Raw genomic sequence first — 21,670 nt, 5'->3', positions numbered from 1 at the left:
TGTCACCAAAGAAGATTGTTGTGAAATAATCATAAAACAAAATTCGTAAGTTTTGAAAGTTTTATTTTATTTCGAAACTAAATTTGGCTTTGAAACTGTAAATTGTGTAATATTGAACTACAAATTTGAAAGCAGCTATTAAAACAACAGGCCAGCTATGCTAACCACAATAGAAAGAAGACAAAAAATCGTCCTGATGACCGAGGAAAATGGCAAAGTAAATGTTAAAGATCTTGCTAAAACCTTTGATATTTCGGAGGTTAGCATTCGCCATGATCTTAACGAGCTCGGTAAACGAGGCTTAGTTGTCCGTTCACGTGGTGGGGCAATTGCCTGCGATAAATTGGCTAAAGAGCTTTCGGTAAAAGATAAGCATAACGAAAACTACGCAGTGAAAGTGTTATTAGCGAAAGCTGTGGCAAGTTTGGTTGATGATGGCGATTCATTGATAATTGATTCTGGCACCACCACAGAAGAAGTTGCCAAAGCATTAACCAATAAGCAGGGCCTTACTGTGATGACAAACGGCCTTAATATTGCCCATGTACTGGCTGATATTGAAGATGCAAATGTGTTTATGCTGGGTGGGCAATTACGAAAGAAATCAATGTCTTTTTACTCAAATGAAGTCGAGCAAGCACTTAGTAAATATAACTTTAAAAAGGTTATTTTAGGGGTTGATGGTATCGACTCAGAAGCAGGGATCACCACCCATTATGAGCCCGAGGCAATGCTGAATCGCACCATGTGCACCCGCGCAGATAAAGTCATTGCAGTCACAGATTCAAGTAAATTTGGTAAGCGTGCTTTGTATAATGTATTGCCGCTTAAATCAATCGATGTACTGGTCACCGACAAAAATATGCCAGCAGAGTTTGTTGAATCATTAACGAGCTTAGGTATTGAGGTGATTACTGTTTAACTCCCTAGTTAAATAGGATTAATAAAAGGTGGCTTTTGCCGCCTTTTTATTATCCAAAATAAATCGTACCAGCCCACCGAAAGAAAATCTTTTAAAAAAAATCATTATCGTAACTTTCGAAATTAAAGTCCCATATTTAAAGGCATTCGAAGCCATTTTTTTCATATATAAAACAAATTTCGTAACTATCGAAAGTTTCACAAGGTAATTTATTGTTGCTAGATTGTTTCATTTTGTTATAGATTAAATATAAGGCCTTACTCATTACCATTTTTATGGTGAAAAAATCTGAACATTTAAAAACAGGAAATCATCATGGCAACAACAACTAGAAAAACATATTTGAGCGTGCTGATAAGCTCGATTCTGGCCTCATCAGTCAGTTTCGCTGCAACGGCCCAACAACAAGAAAACGATAGTAAGGCCGAAGAGGATGTTGAGGTTATTGAAGTTACAGGGATCCGTAGCAGTATTAAAGAATCAAACTTTCGAAAGAAAGAAGCAACGACGGTTGTTGATGTCGTTGTCGCTGATGACATCGGTAAGTTCCCCGATGAAAACTTAGCGGAAGCATTGCAGCGTATTCCGGGTATCACCATTACTCGTAATGGCGGTGAGGGGCAAAATATTTTAGTCCGTGGTTTAGGTGGCGGCTACAACATTACCACGTTGAATGGTCGTAAACTGGCTTCTGAAAACTCAGGCCGCGACTTTAACTTTGATACGATTGCTTCAGAGTTAGTGGGTGCACTACAAGTGTATAAGTCACCAGAAGCACGCTTAATTGAAGGGGGCATTGGTGCGGTTGTTGATATCGAAACGCGTAAACCACTAGATCAAGATGGCTTTACCTTGAGCGCTTCAGCAAAAGGGATTTATGAATCTCGAACAGGCGATGTACACCCGCATGCTTCATTCATCATCGGTGACAACTTTAATGATGATACTTTTGGTGTGCTTTTCTCGGGTGCGTATTCTAAGAAAACCTTACGTGCAGACACATACTCGGCAAGCGGCTTTTTTGACGAAGAAGAAGGTTGGGGGGCAGACAGCGCAGGTGTGCCAGTCGACATGAACGGTAACGGAGAAATTGATGGGCAAAGTGAAATATTTGCCTCAAAAATCCCGAGTTACATGTATTTTGCGAACGCGCAGGATGTGCGTGAACGCGTCGGTGCGACGTTAGCAATGCAATGGCGTCCAACAGATACCCTAGATATTAACTTTGATGCTCTTTATTCTCGTTACAATACTGACGGCCATCGCTATCAAATTGGTTTTGTTAACTATGATGAAAGCTGGACGCCAGGCACGCCAGTGTTTACTGATGCAGAATTTGATGACACAGGCCGTGTAGTATCAATGACGCAAACCGGTAACACCATGGTGGAGCTACTCAACCTAACCAACCCACGTAAAACCGATACTTATCAGTTTGCCCTTAATGCTAAATGGTATCCAATGGATGGCCTAACACTGGCTGTGGATGTTGCCCATTCAAAAGCGAAAAACGAAAACGGGGGTGATAACCGCTTTATTGTTGCGCGTGGTTTTATAGATTCAATTGGGATTGATTACACCACGGGTAATATGCTGCCAGATGTTACTTTATCGCCGGGCTTAACTGCGGATCAATCATACGGTGCTCACTATAGCCGTAATACAGGTACTGGGGTTGAAGACACGGTTAATGACTTTAAGTTTACCGGTACGTTTGTGCCTGAAAGTGATTTAGTGACCCGTGTTGATTTTGGTTTAACTTACCTTGAACAAACTAAAAGTCAGCTTGAATATGCATCAAAAAATGCCAGCCAATTCAGTAATGGTGGTCAATATTTAGAGCGCGATGGCTATGAATTTGATGACAGCACCGTAGTGAATGTGGGTGACTTTAACCTCTTTGAAATCCCAAGCGATGTGTTTGTTGAAGCGAATTTCGATAACTTCTTAGAAGGCGAAAGTAGCATTACACCAGAGCCATGGCCAAGTTTCGACTACGATAAGTTACTTGCTTATTATCGCTCAATTAATGCTGAAGCAACCGATAAGAGTATTGTTGCATCGCTCAATTCATCGGGCACTTATGAGGTAACCGAAGAAGTTCTAACCGCGTATGCGCAAGTGACGCTCGAGAGCACTCTTGCAAATATGCCGTATATGTTAAACGTAGGTATCCGTGGTTCGCAAACAGAAGTGAGCTCTAAAGGATCAGTGTATGATCTATCGTTAATTGACCTACAAGAAGATGGTAAACCACTTGAAAATGGTTGGCGTGAAACTGTTGAACAATCATTTAAAGGGGACTACAGCAACATTTTACCAAGCATGAACTTCAAGCTTAGTATTACTGATGATTTGATTTACCGTTTTTCTGCGGCACAAGTGATTAGCCGCCCATCGTTAGGCTATTTACGCCCATGGCTTGCGCCAAACTTTGATACGTATCGTGAAGGGTTACCACAACTTTCGATGGGCGATTCATCGTTAACACCAGAAGAAGCTAATCAAGCCGATATGACCTTAGAGTGGTACTTTGAAGACAGCAGCTCGTTAAGTGGTGGGGTGTTTGTCAAAGACCTGAAATCATTTATCGATTACGTAGAAAGCCCAGTTGAAATTGAAGGTGTGCGTTACTTTGCATCTTACCCTGGTAAGAGTAAGTACGGTGCAACGATCAAAGGTGCTGAGTTTGCTTATCAGCAGTCGCTTGAAAACTTATTACCAGAACCTTTCAATGGCCTAGGCTTTCAGCTTAACTACACTTATGTTGACAGTAGCTACGATGAGCCAGAGCTCAAAGAGTCAGGTTTGCCATTTAGAGGCATGTCGAAAAACTCATATAACGCCGTGGTTTACTATGAGCAATATGGTTTCCAAGCACGTTTAGCGTATAACTGGCGTAGCAAATTCTTGTCGGATCCTGATGCATGGGGCGGTCCATATTGGATCTCTGATTATGGTCAGTTAGATGCCAGCATGAGCTATAACATCAGTGACCAATTCACAGTGTTTGCCGAAGCAACGAACTTAACGAATGAGCGTTATTGGGGTTACACCAAGCGTACTGACCAAGTGAGTTACCTTGAGCGTTTTGGTACTCAAGTCGCATTAGGTGTACGTGCTAGCTTTTAATCTTTGTATTCCCAGTTGTTAGTGTTGTTCAAGCGCCTGCAAAGGCGCTTTTATTTTTTTTAAAAAAAGAGGTTGTTATGGCAGGAATTAGTGTTTGGCAATTAGCCATTATTGCCGCAATTGTGGTGCTGTTATTTGGCACAAAAAAATTATCTCGAATTGGTGGAGATTTAGGGACGTCAGTCAAAGGGTTTAAGCGTGCTATGCAAGATAAACCCAATGATGAAGCCTAGCTCTCAAGTACTTTAAATTATATTGCTACCCTGTTCAGGGTCGCGAGATTGATCCGCTTGTTCGCGAATATCATCGGCATCACTGCTAACGTCATCAAGGCTGTGGTCGTCGAGTGATTTTGCTGTTTTTGGCTCTGCGCTTGCATTATTGTTTGGCTGCTCATTATCGTTCTCGCTATTTAAAATAATTCGCTCGCGAGCATCATCAGGCATGCTGATTTGCTCTGCTAAATAGGTATTGACCAATTCTCGCATTAATTGTGAAGCGACTTTGACAGTGCTGTGTTCGCGGCTATTAACCCAAAAATAAATGGTTAGATTTAAAGTCGCTGAGCCTAAAGAATCAATTAACACTTGGCTTGGGGGATCATTAATAACAGCAGGGTTTTGATTAACCACCTTCATTGCTAATTGTTGGGCGTAGCGAATGTCATTATCGTAGCCAATGCCAACATTAAAGTGACCCCGCATTTTCGGGTTTGCAGTGAGGTTTTTAATGACGTTTTTATACACGGTCGCATTAGGAATTTGAATGTGATTGCCATCAAAATCCACCAAGGTGGTGGCGCGAGCCGTAACCTTTTTAACCACCCCTAAACGACCATCAACTTCAATCACATCGTCAATACGAAAAGGGCGCTGCACACTGAGCAGCATGCTTGAAATAAAGTTTTCAGCGATATCGCGAAAAGCAAAGCCTAAAATAAGCCCAACTAAACCAGTCCCACTCATAATCGCTACAGCAAAACTGGTAAGCCCTGCAAGACGCAAAAATAAGTACACCCCAAACAAGATGATAATGATGCTAAAAAAGCGCCTCGTCACTACATGTAAAAGTTTACTTTCACTGACAAAGCCAAGCGGCTTTATTAATAAATACGATAAAGGACGAGCTAATAAGTAGCAAATGATGATGGCCGCAATACCGAGTGTCAGTGCTGGTAACATTTGCCATGCAGTATGTAAAAACTGCGTAATTTGAGAATTTAAGTCTTGCCAAGATAAGCTCGCAGGGATTGCTTGCGATGTTACCCAAATGGTGGGGCTGAACAAACTAGCCAATTGATTTTTAATAAGTAAGTAATAACTCATCGCACCGCTCCATGGATCTTTGTAGTGTTTTTATAAGCGTAGCTTAATGCAATTCAGACGCCATTATTACTGGCAAGTTGTTTGCAGCTTGAGAGTGTTAAAGGCAATTATTTAGGTCGTTTATGAGTAAGGACAATCGTGGTTACCACGCTCGCTCACCGATGGAGATCCCAATTCGCGGTTGGTGGGATATCAGTAAGCGGGTTTATCACAACCTATCACAAGACAATTTATCTTTCGTGGCGGCAGGTGTGGCGTTTTATGCCTTGTTGGCGATTTTCCCTGCGCTGGCGGCCATAGTCTCTGTGTATGCTTATTTTGCTTCGCCAACCGATATTTATGATCAACTCGATAAAGTGATTGCCATTTTACCTGCAAGTAGCCGCGACATTATTTTGCTGCAAGTGAGTGGCATCACTCAGCAATCACAAAAGGTATTAAGTGTCAGCGCCATAGGGACCTTGTTATTAACAGTTTGGAGTAGTAGTAAAGGCTGCCAAGCACTGATCACTGCCTGCAACATTACTTATCATCAGCGCAATAAGCGCCAGTTTTTTATGGCATTAGTGGTGCGTTTTTTATTTTCGTTAGGTGCTATTGTGGTTGCGCTGGTGGCGTTATTGATCATTGGTATTTTGCCAATAGTGCTTAATTTAGTTGGTTTAACTGAGCTTATCGATTTAATGATTCAGCTTATTACTTGGCCACTATTAGCCATTATTTTTAATTGCGCTTTAGCATTTTTATATCGTTATGCGCCTCACAGAACGCCTGCCAAATGGCGCTGGATCACCCCTGGCTCAATGCTTGCCACCTTACTGTGGATCATCGCATCAATCGGTTTTTCATATTATGTATCACAATTTGCAAGTTATAACGAAACCTATGGATCGTTAGGGGGTGTGGTGATCATGTTGATGTGGCTTTATATCAGCGCATACATCATTATTTTTGGTGCGGCCATTAATGCCAGTGCCGAGCAACAAACCTTAGTCGATAGCACCATAGGCCCTGACAAAGAAGTGGGAGATCGCGGGGCAACAGTCGCTGATAGGTTAACCAGGCAACAAAATGAGCATTCTCATAAATAGAATGATTAGTGCGAATTTTACTCATGGTTGTTAGTTAAATTAGCGCCTACAATCATTTCATACAATTTACGGGAGTAAAGTTATGAAAGTGATTCAACAATTAAATAGCCATGCCACACAAGATGGTGATGGTGTAAACATCAGCCGTATTCCAGGCTTTGATGGCAAGTATTTAGACCCTTTTTTAATGATCGATGAGCTGAAGTCTGATGATCACAGTGATTTTATGGGCGGCTTTCCTGCGCATCCTCACCGTGGTATTGAAACCTTTACGTACATTATTAAAGGTGGCTTTGAACACCAAGATCAAATGGGTAACAAAAAAGCGATTCGCGCTGGTGATGTGCAGTGGATGAGTACCGGTTTTGGTGTGATCCACAGTGAAATGCCATTAGCAGATGCCAAAGAAGGCATGCACGGCTTTCAAATTTGGCTCAATATGCCAAGTGCCGAGAAGCTAAGAGCGCCGCGATATCAAGATACCACTGAAGCGCCAGCGCCAACGAGTCAAAATGAGCAGGGTGTTGAGCTTAAAGCGTTGGCAGGAAGCTGGCAATTTGCCGGAGAAGAGCAGGTGTCTAGCTTACAAGACCTCGCCGCTGACGGCATGCTTGCTGATGTGACTTTACCGGCTGGTACGCAGTTTTACCATACACCGCTTACACAAACGAAGGTGATGATTTATATCCATACTGGAGAAATTCATACTGAGCAAGGCGGCCCAGTTAAAGCGGGTAGCTTATTGATTTTAGAGCCTGACAGTGACATTGAGTTTAACTCGCAAACGGGGGCTGGCGTTTTGATTTTAGCCGGTGAGCCGCTTAAGCAACCAATCGCTCATATGGGCCCGTTTGTAATGACAACCCAAGCTGAGTTACAGCAAGCTGTACGTGACTATCAGCTAGGTAAATTTGGCACACTATAGGAGGTTATTGTGGGATTACTAGTAAATGGCCAATGGCAAGATAAATGGTACGACACCGATAACAATCAAGGTGAGTTCAAACGTGAGGCAGCCCAGTTACGTAACTGGGTTAGCGCAGATGGCAGTGCAGGGCAAAGCGGTGATGCGGGCTTCAAAGCTGAAAAAGATCGTTACCATCTTTATGTCTCTTTAGCTTGCCCTTGGGCTCATCGCACTTTGATTTTTCGCCATTTAAAAGGCCTTGAAGATTATATTAGTGTGTCGGTTGTAAGCCCTGACATGTTGGAGCATGGCTGGACCTTTGATAAAGATAATCACAGCACAGGTGATGCACTTTTCGATAGCGACTTTATGCATCAAATTTATACGCGTAACAAAGCAGATTATTCAGGTCGTGTTACGGTTCCCGTGCTTTGGGATAAAAAAACGCAGCGTATTGTTAGTAACGAATCTGCTGAAATTATCAGAATGTTTAATAGCGCGTTTAATGGCTTTACAGGTAATGAACGCGACTTTTATCCGCAATCGTTGCGCTCTGAAATTGATGAAGTTAATGAGTTTGTTTATCACAATATTAATAACGGGGTGTATCGTGCTGGCTTTGCGACAACGCAAGAAGCTTATACAGAAGCCTTTGATAATCTCTTTGCCGCTCTAGATAAGATTGAGCAACGTTTAACAGCTAATCGTTATTTAGTGGGTGACACACTGACAGAGGCCGACTGGCGTTTATTTACTACTTTAATTCGCTTCGACAGTGTTTATGTGGGCCACTTTAAATGTAATTTGCGTACTATCGAGAGCTATCCGGCGATCAGCAATTATTTGCGTGAGTTATATCAAGTTGAAGGTGTAAGTAAGACCGTTGATTTTTATCATATAAAACGTCATTACTATTTTAGCCACACCATGATCAACCCAACTCAAGTTGTGCCAAAAGGGCCTGATATAGACTACGCTCGACCACATAATCGTGGTTAATAGACCTGATAACTAACAGTTTAATGGCTTGATTAAGCTGTTAGTTATAGCTATCCATGACCTTGCGGATGGTGTCGATGCCAAACATCACCTTTTGAATAAATGACTCTGAACTTTTCACTAAATTAAAGTTAGGGTGCTGAGACCAAACAGCTTGTAGTTTGTCATCAAGCAATATGGCTTGTTGATCAGATTCGTTTCTGACTGGGTTATTAGAATGAATACTCTGCCCAGATTTAGCAGCCGTTTCAAAAAAGATCACTGCATCATACTGGTTAAGTTCGATTTCTAGGCTGGTGTTTAAACACTGAAAAAACTCATCTTGTTCACCAGGCCAGTAGGCAAGGCCATCTAAGCTACCACGATCGCAAAGCATTAAACGATCTGGGTGCATGGTTCGCTGAATATGTTCAAGGTGTTTTTGTAAGCTGAAGATAGCTTGTTGATGGGCTTTGATAAGATGAGCTGAATCGCCTCGTTCTATACCACCACTGAAAAGCATGGTCGCAGACTCTGGCACCACGACAATTTGTTTTGAAAACTCACGTCTTAATAAATCGATGGCTGTTGTTTTACCACCACCAGGTCCGCCTGTTAATACAATCCTTTTTTTCACCTTAGGTTTCCACAAATAGCTAGTGTGTGTTTAAAGTAATGAAAATGGCTGGAAAAGAGAAGTAAAATGCACACTTTACATGATAAAGATCACAACAAACGCAGTAACCAGCTAAAGCGACCAATTTGTTTCAGTTTGCTGCTTTTTGGCTGTGGATCATTGAGCGCTTCGTAGCCCATACCCGCCGTAAAGGCACTGGCAATACCCACCTTACTGACAGCAAAACGTTTCAGGCGGTAATTAAATGCTTGATGATGCTGGCGTTTAAGCTCATCTTGTAAATCCATTTGATGACTAAGCTCACTGACTTTGTGTTGTGGCTTATTGATAAAATAATCAATTAACATCATTCATCCTTATTTATATTCAGTAATTGACGAACGCTCTTGAGCGTATGATCAAAACCAATTTTACTGCTGACATAACCAATGTTTTTCCAAAGCCATGTAAGACAAAGCAATTGCAAAACAATCAATGAAACAGCAGATAACCACAATGATTGGCTAAAGCTAAATATCGCGATACCTACAGTGGCAAGTAAGCCAGCCCATAGCAGCACTAACCCCCCAGCAAAACAGACGAGTAAGATAATCGTTAAGGCGAGTGAGCGTGTTGATAAGCGCCACTCCGCTGCGGCAAGCTGTTTGCAAAGCCCCGTTTGCTTGCGGTAGTCAATATAAAGCTGTTTGGCATAGTCAGATAATTTGGCAAGATGATCTTGCCACTGATCAGCGTTTAACGGCTGATCATTGGCATCTTGCGTTTTCTCATCTGTAGATTGAGAAGATTGCATAACGATTACTTACGACGAATAAGTGCGGTTACTAGCATGCCTGCTGCAAATGCAATACCTGCTGTCGCAAGTGGGTTCTCTGATGCAAGCTTACGAGTTTTACCACTGTACTCATTAATTTTAGCGCGTGCTATAGCTTGCTTTTCAGAAAGCGTTTGAGCTGAGCTCGATGCACCTTGACGAACACTGTGCTCAGCACTTGCTGCACGCGATGATAATGCATCTACAGCGTGGTGTGCTGCTTCTGTTGCTTTTTCTGTGAATGGCGCCTCTACTTGAGCCGCGTTCGAGTGTGCACTGCCATTAGTTGCTGCGCTTGAGTTCGATTTTGAAGTTGCGGTAGTCATAATCATTCCTTAAAAATTGCCATTTAATTGGTAGTTAACCTGTCGCAACCTTCATACCAAATAGTAAAAGTTAATTTTTTCAATGCGTTATGTTTTTAAATCAGCCGTTGGTTGGAGAATGCTCGTAACTCTTGCAGGGTGATTAAGTAAAAATTACAGAATAAGAAATTTTTGTAATTATTCATTGGTCATTCATTAACCATTTTTCCCTAATACATAGCCAAGAAAATAGGAAAAAAATTTTTTTTCGATGTTTACCACTTTTTCCCACGTAATTCATAGGCTTTGCCCGAGCCCTTATTTTTTCTGGCTTCACAAGGCGCTTATGATGATCTGCTTACTTGACAAAAAGGCTTGTCAAGCCCTAAACTGGAGCACTGTGGTAAAAAGTGGTTTTTAGTGGATCAAACTGGATCGGAAATAATCATTAACGATTAATAACCTAATTTTTAAGGCAAGCTATGTTTCGGGGTGCGAGCTCTCTGAGTTTGGATGATAAAGGACGCTTTGCGGTACCTACAAAGTACCGAGATGCGATCTTGTCTGAAGATCAGGGAACGGTTATTTGCACTGTAGCCTTAAACGAACCGTGTTTGTGGTTATATCCGTTAGCAGAATGGCTCGAAATTGAAGAACGATTATTAAAAATTTCGAACATGAATCCACGCGCTCGCCGTATGCAACGTATGTTGCTCGGTAACGCTACAGAGTATCAACTAGATAAAAATGGCCGAATTTTGCTGGCGCCGTCGTTACGCGCACATGCAGAACTTGGAAAAAAAATCATGTTGGTTGGCTTGATGAACAAGTTTGAAATTTGGGATGAAGATCGTTGGCATGAACAAATGCGCCAAGATACTGAAATTGAACGCCTAGGCGATTTTGAGGCGAATCCTGAATTTGATAACTTTTCACTCTAACCACAATAATAAAAAGGCAAAAAATAGCTAATGACAGCGCAATTTGAACATGTCTCTGTACTGATGGACGAAACCATAGATGCTTTGGATATAAAACCCGAAGGCATTTACATGGATGGCACATTTGGTCGCGGTGGACACTCTGGACAAATTCTTGCGCGATTAAGTGAGCAAGGTCGCTTACAAGCGATTGACCAAGACCCACAAGCTATTAAAGCTGCCGAAAAATTTGCTGATGATGCACGTTTTTCGATTGCTCACACTCGCTTTTCAAATCTTAAAACGGTTGCCGAAGATAACGATTTAATCGGCAAGGTTGACGGTATTCTGTTAGATATCGGCGTTTCTTCACCACAGCTTGATGATGCTGAGCGTGGCTTTAGTTTTATGAAAGATGGCCCGCTTGATATGCGTATGGACCCAACCAGTGGTCGCAGTGCGGCACAATGGCTAGCAGAAGCTGAACTTGAAGATATTACTCATGTGATTAAAACCTACGGCGAAGAAAAATTTGGTCGTCGTATTGCTCATAAAATTATTGAAACACGTGAGCATACACCGATCATCAGCACTAAGCAGCTTGCTGACTTAGTCGATGAAGCGGTGCCAGTGAAAGATAAACATAAACACCCAGCTACACGAACATTCCAAGCGATCCGTATTTATATCAACAGTGAGCTTGAAGAAATTCAAACTGCACTGCAAGCCGCTGTTGAGGTGTTAAAACCTGGTGGACGTTTAGTGGTTATTTCGTTCCACTCGTTAGAAGATCGCATTGTTAAGCAGTTTATTAAAAAACAGAGTAAGGGAGAGGCGATACCCAGAGGTCTGCCTTTGACGGACGCACAAATAAACAAAAACCTGACGTTAAAGGCAGTGGGTAAAGCCATTAAGCCAAGTAAGGCGGAAATTGAAGCGAACCCGCGTTCACGTAGCTCAGTGTTAAGGGTAGCTCAGAGGTTGTAATGAAAGCTAAAGCGACACATCGCCAACCCAATTTATTTATCGAGATTTTTAAAGGCCTAGGAGCTAATAAGCTGACCTTGGCCTTGTTGGTTGTGATCCTCGCATCAAGCTTGAGTGTGGTTCAGGTGACGCATTTAGCGCGTCAGCAGCTGATAACACAAGACAAATTATTGCAAGAACGCGATGAGCTCGATTTAGAGTGGCGTTACTTGCTCGTAGAAGAAGAGTTTTATTCGCAGCATGCGCGCATTGAAGAAGTAGCAACCATGCAATTAGAAATGAAACGGCCAACCAGCCAAGACGAACAGGTGGTAATACTGCGATGAGAAGCAGAGGGAAAAAGCCAACTAATACCTTAATCACATGGCGCTTTTTGCTTGTGTGCTCTGTGGTGTTTTTAGTCTTTATGACGCTGGTTGCGCGTGCCGCTTTTTTACAAGTGATTGAACCGGACAAAGCCCGTTCAGAAAGTGATAAACGTACTGTACGAGTTGAAAAACAACATGTGCAGCGTGGCATGATCTTCGATCGCAATGGCAAAGAATTGGCAGTGAGTGTGCCTGTAGTGAGTGTGTATGCTGATCCTAAAGCGCTACATAAATCACTGATCAGTAAAGTTCTTCGTCAAGCTCGCAAAAACGGCGAAGACCAACAAGCACTTGCAGAAAACACAGTTGAATTAGATAAACGTATTGCTGCTTATTACAGCAATGATATTCGTTGGCGTGAGCTTGCTGATGTATTACGTATTGAACCTAGTAAAATTAACTCTCGCCTACGTGATAACCCAAAACGTCGTTTTGTGTATCTAAAACGTCAGGTTACCCCTGCCGTTGCTAACTATATTGGTGACCTTCGTTTACCAGGTATTCATTTGCTGGATGAGTCAAAACGTTATTACCCAGCTGGTGAAGTGACAGCTCATGTTATTGGTTTCACCAACATTGATGGTCATGGTATCGAAGGGATTGAAAAGCTGTATGAAAAATCGTTAACCGGTGTTGAAGGGCAACGTACTATTCGTAAAGATGCGCAAGGCCGTGAAGTCGAAGTGCTCGATGAACGTGAGCGTGTAGAACCAGAGAACATTCATTTAAGCATCGACCAGCGTATTCAAGCAATTGCCTACAAAGCGGTAAAATCAGCAGTTTTATCGTACAAAGCGACCTCTGGCTCGGCTATGGTTGTAGATGTTAAAACCGGCGAAGTGTTAGCCATGGTGAACAGCCCGTCGTTTAACCCAAATAACTTATCAGATGCAGCTCCACATAAGCGTCGCAACCGTGCAATTACCGATTTGTTTGAGCCTGGCTCAACTGTTAAGCCGCTAGCCATTTTAGCTGGTTTAGACTACGGCACAATTCAACCGGATTCAATCGTTGATACTTCTCCTGGCTGGATGCGCGTTGGCGGAAGCCTAGTACAAGATACCCGTAATCACGGCAAGATGACGTTAAGAGAAATCTTAAAGTATTCAAGTAATATGGGTGTAACAAAGGTGAGTCAAGAACTACCAAAAGACTACTTTGTTAGCCTGTATGAAAAAGTCGGATTTGGCAGCGACAGTGGCACGGGCATGGTTGGTGAAAGCAGTGGTTTATTTTATCCAAATCGCCGCTGGTCAGATCATGAAATTGCCGCATTATCATTTGGCTATAACCTCGCTGTAAGCACCGCACAAATGGCGCGCTTTTATGCGATGTTAGGTTCAGGTGGCGTGATGCGTCCGCTTACGGTACTTAAACAAGAGTCAATTCCTGAAGGTGAGCGAGTTTTTCAGCAAAAAGACGTTGAAGCTGTTGTTCACATGATGGAAAGCGTGTTTGAGAAAGGCGGTACCGCACAAAAGGTTCATGTTGATGGCTATCGCGCAGCAGCAAAAACAGGTACTTCTAAAAAAGCCGCGGTAGGTGGTTACGGTGACGAGTACGTCGGCTATATTGCTGGCCTTGCACCAGCGAGTAACCCACGTTTAGCGGTAGTAGTAATGATTAACGAACCGGGTGGAGATGTTTATTACGGCGGTGCGACGGCAGGTCCTGCATTTGCAGAGATTGTCTCCAATGCCTTAAGAATTCTCAACGTTGCACCGGACAAAGATGCGGTTGCGTACGTAGAAGGCAAAGATAACGATGCGTGATTTAAAACCGATTCTTAATCGTATTGATGTTGAGGCCAATAGTTTAGTGGTCAATCAACTACGTCTTGATAGCCGAGATGTAAAAGCTGGCGATGTGTTTGTTGCCATAAAAGGCCATCAACTTGATGGCGGACAGTTTATTGAAAAAGCTATTGAAAATGGTGCGGTGGCAGTCATTGCCGACCGTTTATGTGAGTTCGAAAGTGATTTTGAACCACTTTATTTAGTAACCGATTTAGCGAAAAAGCTGCCTGCACTTGCAGCTACTTTTTACCAACAGCCATCAAAGCAGCTGGATTTAGTGGGTGTGACAGGCACCAATGGTAAATCAACTACCACAGCAATGATCGCACACTTAGCGCAGCACTGTCATAAACGTGCAGCTGTGATTGGTACGCTTGGTTATGGGCATCCAGATAACTTGACTGAGCTGGCAAATACCACACCATCGAGCGTTGATTTACAACGTATTTTATCTGAACTTGTTGCAGAGCAGAATGATGTTGTGGCTATGGAAGTCTCATCTCATGGCTTAGTTCAGCAACGTGTTGAACAGTGTAAATTTAAAGCTGCAGTGTTTACTAATCTTTCACGCGATCACTTAGATTATCATGGCACGATGGATGCCTATGGTGATGCGAAGTTGATGTTAATGCGTGACCATATGCCTGAGCTTGTAGTGCTTAATCAAGACGATGCGCAAGTTGAAGCATGGTTAGATAAATACGACTTTAATAACCTGATTTGTTATGGACATAAAAATTTACCACCTGAAAACGCACGTTTTGTTTATTTCAGCGATGTAACTTATGATAACGCCGGTATTTCAGCGAAGTTTGATACCAGTTGGGGACAAGCTGAAGTTAACAGTACGCTATTTGGTGAATTTAACCTTTATAACTTAGCCGCTGCAATGGCCACTTTATTAGGTATGGGTTACCCGCTTAATTTACTTGTTGAAGGGTGTAAAACATTACAGCCTGTAGCAGGGCGTATGCAGGCATTTAGTGCGCCAGGTCAACCGACTTGTATTGTTGACTATGCCCACACTCCTGATGCATTAGCACTGGCATTACAAGCATTGCAAAAACATGTTCCAGGTGGCGTGAGCTGTGTGTTTGGCTGTGGTGGCGACCGAGATAAAGGCAAGCGCCCGATGATGGCAAAAGCTGCTGAAGGTAATGCAGACCGTATTATTATCACCAGTGATAACCCGAGAAGTGAAGACCCAGACGCTATTATCGCAGATGTGGTTGCAGGGCTTGAACAGCCTGAACGAGCACATTGTGAAGCAGACCGCGCACAAGCTATTAGCTATGCCATCGCACAAGCGGGGGCTGATGATGTCATTCTTATTGCAGGTAAAGGCCACGAAGACTATCAAATTATTGGCGACCAACGAATCGACTTCTGCGATCGTCAATATGTACAACAACAATTAAAAGAAAAATCGCAAGGGGCGCAGTTATGATCCCTATGGATTTTGATTGGCTAGCAAATGTTCTAGCAACCGATTACCAAGGTGGTAATCAAACGGTAAAAAATATTAACACTGACACCCGTACGTTGTGCGACGGTGAAGTGTTTTTAGCGCTACAAGGGCCTAACTTTGACGGTCATAAATTTGTTGCGCAAGCAAAAGAAAAAGGGGCGATAGCTGCCATTGTAGCGCGTCCTGTTAATGTCGATATTGTGCAGTTTGTGGTCAGTGACACACGTATTGCGCTTGGCCAAATCGGCGCCGCTGTGATGGCACAGGTCGCACCAAAAACAATTGCTATCACAGGTAGCGTTGGTAAAACGACCGTTAAAGAAATGTGTGCGGCGATTTTATCTGGTCACGGCGAAGTACTGGCAACAAAAGGTAACTTTAATAATGACATTGGTGTACCGCTGACATTATTACGCCTTGAACCACAGCACCAATATGCGGTGATTGAGTTAGGTGCAAACCACATTGGTGAAATAGCTTACACCGTTGCAATGACAAAACCTGATGTTGCTGTGGTATGTAATGTTGCGGCTTCTCACTTAGAAGGCTTTGGCTCATTACAAGGTGTTGCAACGGCAAAAGGCGAAATCTATGACGGCTTAAAGCCTAATGGGGTGGCTATCGTCAATTGCGACAGCGACTTTGCCGATTTTTGGCTTGATAAATTAACTGAACGCAATGTAAAACGCTTTTCTACTAGCCAACAATTAGATTATTGGGCGGAAGATGTGGTGCTTGATGAACAAGCGCGCGCTTCTTTCATGCTTTGTAATAAAGATAAAAAAGTACCTGTTACGCTCGCATTACCGGGCAAACATAATATTGCTAATGCGTTAATTGCAACTGCCTTAACCACTGAGTTGGGTGTAAGCCTTGAAAGCGTTGCATCAGCGCTGGCGACCATGGGCGAAGTTAAAGGCCGCGTTAACGTCCTTAAAGTATCAGATACCTTGACGGTGATTGATGATACCTATAATGCGAATGTGCAATCGGTTAAAGCAGCAATTGATTTATTAAGTGATATGCCGGGTCGTCGTATTTTTGCGTTAGGTGATATGGGAGAGCTTGGCGAAGAAGCGCGCTTTTATCATCAACAAGTCGGTGAGTATGCACAGCAAAAAGGCATTGATGAGCTTTATAGCTTAGGCGTATTAAGCAAATCAGCCAGTGATGTATTTGAAAAGCCAAACCGCCACTTCTCAAGTCGTGAACAATTATTACAACAATTACAAAGTGTGCTTGCCCAATCGATGCAAAAAACCACGGTTGTTGTCAAAGGTTCGCGCAGTTCTCGTATGGAGCTAGTGGTCGAAGATTTAGTAAATAGCCAGCAAGATGGCAACAATGGAGTATCGTCATGTTAGTTTGGCTGGCAGAGTATTTAACACAGTATTACAGTGGCTTTAATGTTTTTTCTTACCTTACGCTGCGCGCGATTTTAGGTATTTTAACAGCACTGCTTATCTCACTTTATTTTGGTCCTAAGCTAATTCGTGCATTACAAAAAATGCAGATTGGTCAGGTGGTTCGTCACGATGGCCCAGAGTCTCACCTATCTAAAAAAGGCACCCCAACTATGGGCGGCATTTTGATTTTAGCGGCGATTTTTACTAGCACTTTACTGTGGGCAGACCTTTCAAATAAATATGTTTGGGCAACCTTATTTGTAGTGGGCTCGTTAGGTGTGGTTGGCTTTATTGATGACTACCGTAAAGTGATCCGCAAAGACCCTAAAGGCTTAATTGCGAAGTGGAAATACTTTTGGCAATCAGTGATTGCGTTAGTGGTTGCCAGTGCGCTTTATTTTACCTCGCAGCAAGGCAGCGAAACCTCATTAGTTGTGCCGTTTTTCAAAGACGTGTTACCACAACTTGGCTTGTTTTATATCGTGATGACTTACTTTGTAATTGTAGGTACGTCGAACGCGGTAAACCTGACAGATGGCCTTGATGGTTTAGCGATTGTGCCAACCATTTTAGTAGCGGCAGCACTTGCCATTATTGCTTACTTAACTGGTAACGTTAATTTCTCAAGCTACCTACATATTCCGCATTTACCGCTCGCCAGTGAGCTTGTGGTTGTGTGTACTGCGATTGTCGGGGCTGGACTTGGTTTCTTATGGTTTAACACCTACCCAGCACAGGTATTTATGGGTGATGTAGGCTCATTAGCACTGGGTGGTGCTTTGGGTATTATTGCGGTGCTGGTTCGCCAAGAACTGGTACTTATCATCATGGGTGGTGTGTTTGTAATGGAAGCATTATCGGTGATTTTACAAGTAGGTTCATACAAATTACGTGGTCAACGTATTTTTAGAATGGCGCCTATTCACCACCATTATGAATTAAAGGGTTGGCCTGAGCCGCGCGTTATTGTGCGCTTTTGGATTATTTCAATCGTGCTAGTACTTGCTGGCCTTGCGACATTAAAGATCAGGTAAATGACAGTAATTAACGAGATTAAAAACAAACAAATTTCAGTGCTCGGACTCGGTGTAACCGGTCTGGGCATTGTGCGTTTTTTATTGTCTCAGAATATTAAGCCAATTGTTGTTGATAGCCGCACAGCGCCGCCGGGTGCTGATTGGCTAAATGAGCATGCCAGTGAGTTAACGACTCACTTTGGTGACTTAGAACAGGCAGACTTAGCCAGCAATGACATTATTATCATCAGCCCAGGTTTAAGCCTCGCTACACCCGCTGTAGCAAAGGCAATTGATGCTGGTGTTGAAGTGATTGGTGATGTTGAGCTTTTTGCTAGATTGACGGATAAGCCGATTGTCGCGGTGACTGGCTCAAATGGTAAGTCGACAGTGGTTACATTGGCGTTTGAAGTGCTTAAAGCGGCTGGTTATAAAGTAGGCCTTGGTGGCAACATTGGTACTGCGGTGCTTGATTTACTCTCGCAAGACTACGATGTGTATGTACTTGAGCTGTCGAGTTTTCAACTTGATACCACGCACAGCTTAAAAGCAAAAAGTGCCTGTGTCTTGAATGTGAGTGAAGATCACCTTGATCGTTACCCAAGCTACCAAGCATACATTGACTCTAAGCAAAGTATTTATAACGGCTCTGAACTTGCGGTAGTCAATGCCATTGATGTGGCAACGCACACTGCAAAGCAACCTCAAGTGAGCTTTGCACTTGCCAATGCAGATTTTGCCTTGGTTGAACATCACGGTGAGCAATACTTTGCAGCACACGGTAAACCTGTGTTGCCTGCAAGCTGTTTGCAAGTTGTTGGCTCGCACAACCAACAAAATGCGCTCGCGGTGATGGCGTTATTGAGCCCGTTTAGCATCTCTACAGCGCATTATCAGCAAGCGTTTAGTGCATTTACTGGACTTGCCCATCGTTGCCAGTTTGTCGCCGAAATTAATGAAGTGAAATACTTTAACGATTCAAAGGCGACCAATGTTGGTGCGACTATCGCTGCGATTGAAAGCTTAGCTGATCAAGCAAAGCAACTAGTTGTGATTGCCGGTGGTGATGCAAAAGGGGCAGATTTAGATGCCTTGAAGCCTTATTTAAATGACAAAGTGAAAGCGCTTATTTGTTTTGGTAAGGATGCTAAAGCACTTGTGGCATTAACCGAAAAAGGCCACCTAACCACCAACATGCATGAAGCTGTGCAGTTAGCTAAACAGCTAAGCAGCAGCGGCGATATCGTTTTATTAGCACCTGCTTGTGCCAGCATCGATATGTATAACAACTATATGCAACGTGGCGATGATTTTGCACAGTGCGTATTGGCGGAGGCAGTATGATCGCATTTGCTGACATCCGTGAAGCATTAACACCAAAGCAATCGCCACAACTTTATGATGTGCCGTTGCTGTATTGCATGTTTATGTTGATAGGTGTTGGTTTTGTGATGGTAACCAGTGCGTCAATGCCAACTGCCGAGCGAATTTTTGATAATCCGTACCACATTATTATTCGTCATAGCATGTTTTTAATCATGGGCTTTTTCTTGTTTTGGATTGCCACTAATGTGCCTATGGATTGGTGGAAACGCAGTAACGCTTATTTATTATTACTGGGTTTAGGTTTACTCGTTTTGGTGCTGATTGTTGGCCGTGAAGTGAATGGCGCAAAACGTTGGATACCAATCGGCCCAGTTGGTTTTCAGGTAGCCGAGGCTGCGAAGTTGTATTTCTTTAGTTACATTGCCGGTTACTTAGTGCGTAAACGTGAAGAAGTGCAAGAGAACTTAAAAGGTTTCTTTAAGCCATTAGCTGTGTTTGGTGTGTATGCGTTTTTGATTTTAATGCAACCAGACTTAGGCACCGTGGTGGTGTTGTTTGTGACTACTGTAGGTTTACTGTTTTTAGCCGGCGCTAAGTTATGGCAGTTTTTTGGTCTTATCTTAACGGGTATAGCAGCCGTTGTGGTTTTGATTATTGCTGAACCATACCGTATGGCTCGTGTTACAGGCTTTTTAGAGCCATGGGAAGATCCATTCGGTAAAGGTTATCAGTTAGTACAATCGCTAATGGCATACAGCCAAGGTGGCTGGTTTGGTCAAGGCTTAGGTAATAGCGTACAAAAACTGCAATATCTACCAGAAGCACATAATGACTTTATCTTTGCTGTGATTGGTGAAGAGCTCGGCTTTTTTGGCGTAGTGAGTATCTTGATGGTACTCGGTGTGTTTGTATTCAGAGCCTTGTTGATTGGTCAAAAAGCGCTTAAATGTGGCAAAGAGTACGAAGGCTATTTTGCCTTTGCTATTGGTATCTGGTTTGCGTTTCAAACCATGGTAAATATTGGCGCAAGTGCAGGTATTTTACCAACAAAAGGCTTAACGCTACCGTTTATTTCGTACGGTGGTTCAAGCTTATTAATTATGACCATAGCAACAGGTGTACTTTTGCGAATAGATTTTGAGACAAAAATGGCGACTAAGCAGGCTACCTCTCGTGGAGGTAAGCGATGAGTAAAAAATTACTGGTAGTTGCAGGTGGTACCGGTGGCCATATTTTCCCAGGTATTGCTGTTGCTGACTTTTTAAAGCAACAAGGCTGGCAAGTTAGCTGGATTGGTACGCCTGATAGAATGGAAGCCACTGTGGTTCCTAAACACAACATTGAGATTGATTTTATCAATGTGAAAGGTGTGCGTGGTAATGGAATTAAACGCTTGATTAAAGCGCCATTTATGGTGATGAATGCGATTTTTCAAGCACGTAAAATTTTAAAAGCACAAAAGCCTGATGTTGTTCTTGCTATGGGTGGCTATGTGACCGGACCTACGGGGATTGCAGCAAAGAGCTTAGGTATTCCTTTGGTTATTCATGAGCAAAATGCGGTTGCAGGTATGAGTAACCGCTGGTTAGCAAAGTTTGCCAATAAAGTGTTAGCCGCTTTTCCATCGGCTTTTGCAAAAGAACAATGTGAAGTGGTGGGTAATCCGGTCAGAGCCAGTGTTGCAAATGTCACCGCCAAGCAAACAACGACACCGATCAATGTGCTTGTGGTGGGTGGTTCACTTGGTGCGCAGGTACTTAATGAGACTTTACCTGCTGTATTCAGTGAACTTTCAGCGCTAACAACGCTTAATATATGGCACCAAACAGGTAAAAATAATGAACCGAATGTGACTGCGAGCTATCAACAGTTAGGATTAGCTGAAAATAGCAAAGTTGCTGAATTCATTGATGATATGGATAGTGCATATCAATGGGCCGATTTGGTAATTTGCCGCGCTGGTGCGTTAACGGTCAGTGAGATTGCCGCAGCGGGTCGAATGGCATTATTTGTGCCTTTCCCACATGCTGTCGACGACCATCAAACTGCCAATGCAAAATATTTAGTGACAGAACATGCCGCGCTGATTATGCAGCAAAGCGAGTTCAACAAAACTGCGGTCGTTGAGTTATTAACACCGTACGTAAACGCACCAGAAAAAATTTCAACAATGGCAAGTAAAGCAAAACAACTTGCTATTTTAGATGCCACAGCCAATGTAGCAAAACGCTGTGAGCAACTAGCAGATAGAAGAGATTAGTAGTGAAAGAAA

The 21,670-nt window shown here is 42.8% G+C and carries 21 protein-coding genes; 16 read left to right on the top strand and 5 right to left on the bottom strand.

The window, feature by feature from the left end:
* Positions 1-157 precede the first annotated feature (157 nt).
* From agaR to tatA, 3 genes are all read left to right on the top strand, one after another.
* Entirely contained in the window at positions 158-922 is a 765-nt protein-coding gene (agaR, locus tag CWC28_RS10240; RefSeq protein ID WP_054561067.1) for a transcriptional repressor AgaR, read from the top strand.
* Positions 923-1,237: 315 nt separating this feature from the next.
* A complete protein-coding gene (locus CWC28_RS10235) occupies positions 1,238-4,054 on the top strand; it encodes a TonB-dependent receptor (protein ID WP_105180134.1) in 2,817 nt (938 codons plus the stop codon).
* A gap of 77 nt (positions 4,055-4,131) precedes the next feature.
* Positions 4,132-4,287, top strand: coding sequence for a twin-arginine translocase TatA/TatE family subunit (tatA, locus tag CWC28_RS10230; protein WP_082401550.1), 156 nt, complete (start codon positions 4,132-4,134; stop codon positions 4,285-4,287).
* A 12-nt stretch (positions 4,288-4,299) separates the two neighbouring features.
* On the opposite strand, the gene CWC28_RS10225 is transcribed toward tatA, so the two are convergent.
* Positions 4,300-5,379: a mechanosensitive ion channel family protein gene (locus CWC28_RS10225; protein WP_063702636.1), complete on the bottom strand. Its 1,080-nt coding sequence runs from the start codon at positions 5,377-5,379 to the stop codon at positions 4,300-4,302.
* 122 nt (positions 5,380-5,501) lie between these two features.
* On the opposite strand from CWC28_RS10225, the gene CWC28_RS10220 reads away from it, so the two are divergent.
* The 3 genes from CWC28_RS10220 (at position 5,502) to CWC28_RS10210 (ending at position 8,376) form a co-directional block, all read left to right on the top strand.
* Entirely contained in the window at positions 5,502-6,470 is a 969-nt protein-coding gene (locus tag CWC28_RS10220) for a YihY/virulence factor BrkB family protein (protein WP_063702634.1), read from the top strand.
* Between the two features lie 82 nt (positions 6,471-6,552).
* The gene (locus CWC28_RS10215; protein ID WP_063702632.1) at positions 6,553-7,395 is read left to right on the top strand and encodes a pirin family protein; all 843 of its coding nucleotides are present in this window, start codon (positions 6,553-6,555) and stop codon (positions 7,393-7,395) included.
* A 9-nt stretch (positions 7,396-7,404) separates the two neighbouring features.
* Positions 7,405-8,376 carry a glutathione S-transferase family protein gene (locus CWC28_RS10210; protein ID WP_063702630.1) on the top strand — a complete coding sequence of 324 codons (972 nt, stop codon included), beginning with the start codon at positions 7,405-7,407 and terminating at the stop codon, positions 8,374-8,376.
* Between the two features lie 40 nt (positions 8,377-8,416).
* Here CWC28_RS10210 and CWC28_RS10205 read toward each other — a convergent pair whose 3' ends face one another.
* The 4 genes from CWC28_RS10205 to CWC28_RS10190 form a co-directional block, all read right to left on the bottom strand.
* Positions 8,417-8,992: an AAA family ATPase gene (locus CWC28_RS10205; protein ID WP_244926734.1), complete on the bottom strand. Its 576-nt coding sequence runs from the start codon at positions 8,990-8,992 to the stop codon at positions 8,417-8,419.
* A gap of 89 nt (positions 8,993-9,081) precedes the next feature.
* Positions 9,082-9,342, bottom strand: coding sequence for a hypothetical protein (locus CWC28_RS10200; protein ID WP_370625246.1), 261 nt, complete (start codon positions 9,340-9,342; stop codon positions 9,082-9,084).
* Complete coding sequence (locus CWC28_RS10195; protein ID WP_063702624.1) at positions 9,339-9,785, bottom strand: hypothetical protein; 447 nt, start codon at positions 9,783-9,785, stop codon at positions 9,339-9,341. The genes CWC28_RS10200 and CWC28_RS10195 overlap by 4 nt, the downstream gene beginning before the upstream one ends.
* 5 nt (positions 9,786-9,790) lie before the next feature.
* Positions 9,791-10,132 (bottom strand): hypothetical protein, encoded by a 342-nt coding sequence (locus CWC28_RS10190; RefSeq protein ID WP_063702622.1) that lies wholly within the window; start codon positions 10,130-10,132, stop codon positions 9,791-9,793.
* Between the two features lie 461 nt (positions 10,133-10,593).
* Here CWC28_RS10190 and mraZ point away from each other — a divergent pair, with 461 nt between their 5' ends.
* From mraZ to murG, 10 genes are read left to right on the top strand one after another with little or no spacing between them, the layout of a single operon-like run.
* Positions 10,594-11,052 carry a division/cell wall cluster transcriptional repressor MraZ gene (mraZ, locus tag CWC28_RS10185; protein ID WP_054552739.1) on the top strand — a complete coding sequence of 153 codons (459 nt, stop codon included), beginning with the start codon at positions 10,594-10,596 and terminating at the stop codon, positions 11,050-11,052.
* Positions 11,053-11,082: 30 nt separating this feature from the next.
* Positions 11,083-12,018 carry a 16S rRNA (cytosine(1402)-N(4))-methyltransferase RsmH gene (gene rsmH, locus CWC28_RS10180; RefSeq protein WP_063702620.1) on the top strand — a complete coding sequence of 312 codons (936 nt, stop codon included), beginning with the start codon at positions 11,083-11,085 and terminating at the stop codon, positions 12,016-12,018.
* Positions 12,018-12,344 carry a cell division protein FtsL gene (ftsL, locus tag CWC28_RS10175; protein ID WP_063702618.1) on the top strand — a complete coding sequence of 109 codons (327 nt, stop codon included), beginning with the start codon at positions 12,018-12,020 and terminating at the stop codon, positions 12,342-12,344. The genes rsmH and ftsL overlap by 1 nt, the downstream gene beginning before the upstream one ends.
* The gene (locus tag CWC28_RS10170; protein ID WP_063702616.1) at positions 12,341-14,158 is read left to right on the top strand and encodes a penicillin-binding transpeptidase domain-containing protein; all 1,818 of its coding nucleotides are present in this window, start codon (positions 12,341-12,343) and stop codon (positions 14,156-14,158) included. Before ftsL ends, CWC28_RS10170 begins: the two co-directional genes overlap by 4 nt.
* Positions 14,151-15,629, top strand: coding sequence for a UDP-N-acetylmuramoyl-L-alanyl-D-glutamate--2,6-diaminopimelate ligase (gene murE / locus CWC28_RS10165; protein ID WP_138625109.1), 1,479 nt, complete (start codon positions 14,151-14,153; stop codon positions 15,627-15,629). Before CWC28_RS10170 ends, murE begins: the two co-directional genes overlap by 8 nt.
* A complete protein-coding gene (locus CWC28_RS10160; RefSeq protein WP_063702612.1) occupies positions 15,626-17,014 on the top strand; it encodes a UDP-N-acetylmuramoyl-tripeptide--D-alanyl-D-alanine ligase in 1,389 nt (462 codons plus the stop codon). Before murE ends, CWC28_RS10160 begins: the two co-directional genes overlap by 4 nt.
* Positions 17,008-18,090, top strand: coding sequence for a phospho-N-acetylmuramoyl-pentapeptide-transferase (gene mraY / locus CWC28_RS10155; protein ID WP_063702610.1), 1,083 nt, complete (start codon positions 17,008-17,010; stop codon positions 18,088-18,090). The genes CWC28_RS10160 and mraY overlap by 7 nt, the downstream gene beginning before the upstream one ends.
* Positions 18,091-19,416 (top strand): UDP-N-acetylmuramoyl-L-alanine--D-glutamate ligase, encoded by a 1,326-nt coding sequence (gene murD / locus CWC28_RS10150; RefSeq protein ID WP_138625108.1) that lies wholly within the window; start codon positions 18,091-18,093, stop codon positions 19,414-19,416. It abuts the gene before it with no gap.
* The gene (gene ftsW / locus CWC28_RS10145; RefSeq protein WP_063702606.1) at positions 19,413-20,588 is read left to right on the top strand and encodes a cell division protein FtsW; all 1,176 of its coding nucleotides are present in this window, start codon (positions 19,413-19,415) and stop codon (positions 20,586-20,588) included. The genes murD and ftsW overlap by 4 nt, the downstream gene beginning before the upstream one ends.
* Entirely contained in the window at positions 20,585-21,658 is a 1,074-nt protein-coding gene (gene murG / locus CWC28_RS10140) for an undecaprenyldiphospho-muramoylpentapeptide beta-N-acetylglucosaminyltransferase (RefSeq protein ID WP_105180141.1), read from the top strand. The genes ftsW and murG overlap by 4 nt, the downstream gene beginning before the upstream one ends.
* The last annotated feature ends 12 nt before the right edge of the window (positions 21,659-21,670 follow it).

Origin of the sequence: Pseudoalteromonas sp. S4492 (genome assembly GCF_005886115.1) — a bacterium.
GTDB lineage: Bacteria > Pseudomonadota > Gammaproteobacteria > Enterobacterales > Alteromonadaceae > Pseudoalteromonas > Pseudoalteromonas gelatinilytica.
Note: the sequence above shows the minus strand (reverse complement) of the source record. Positions and strands in the feature narration are given on the sequence as shown.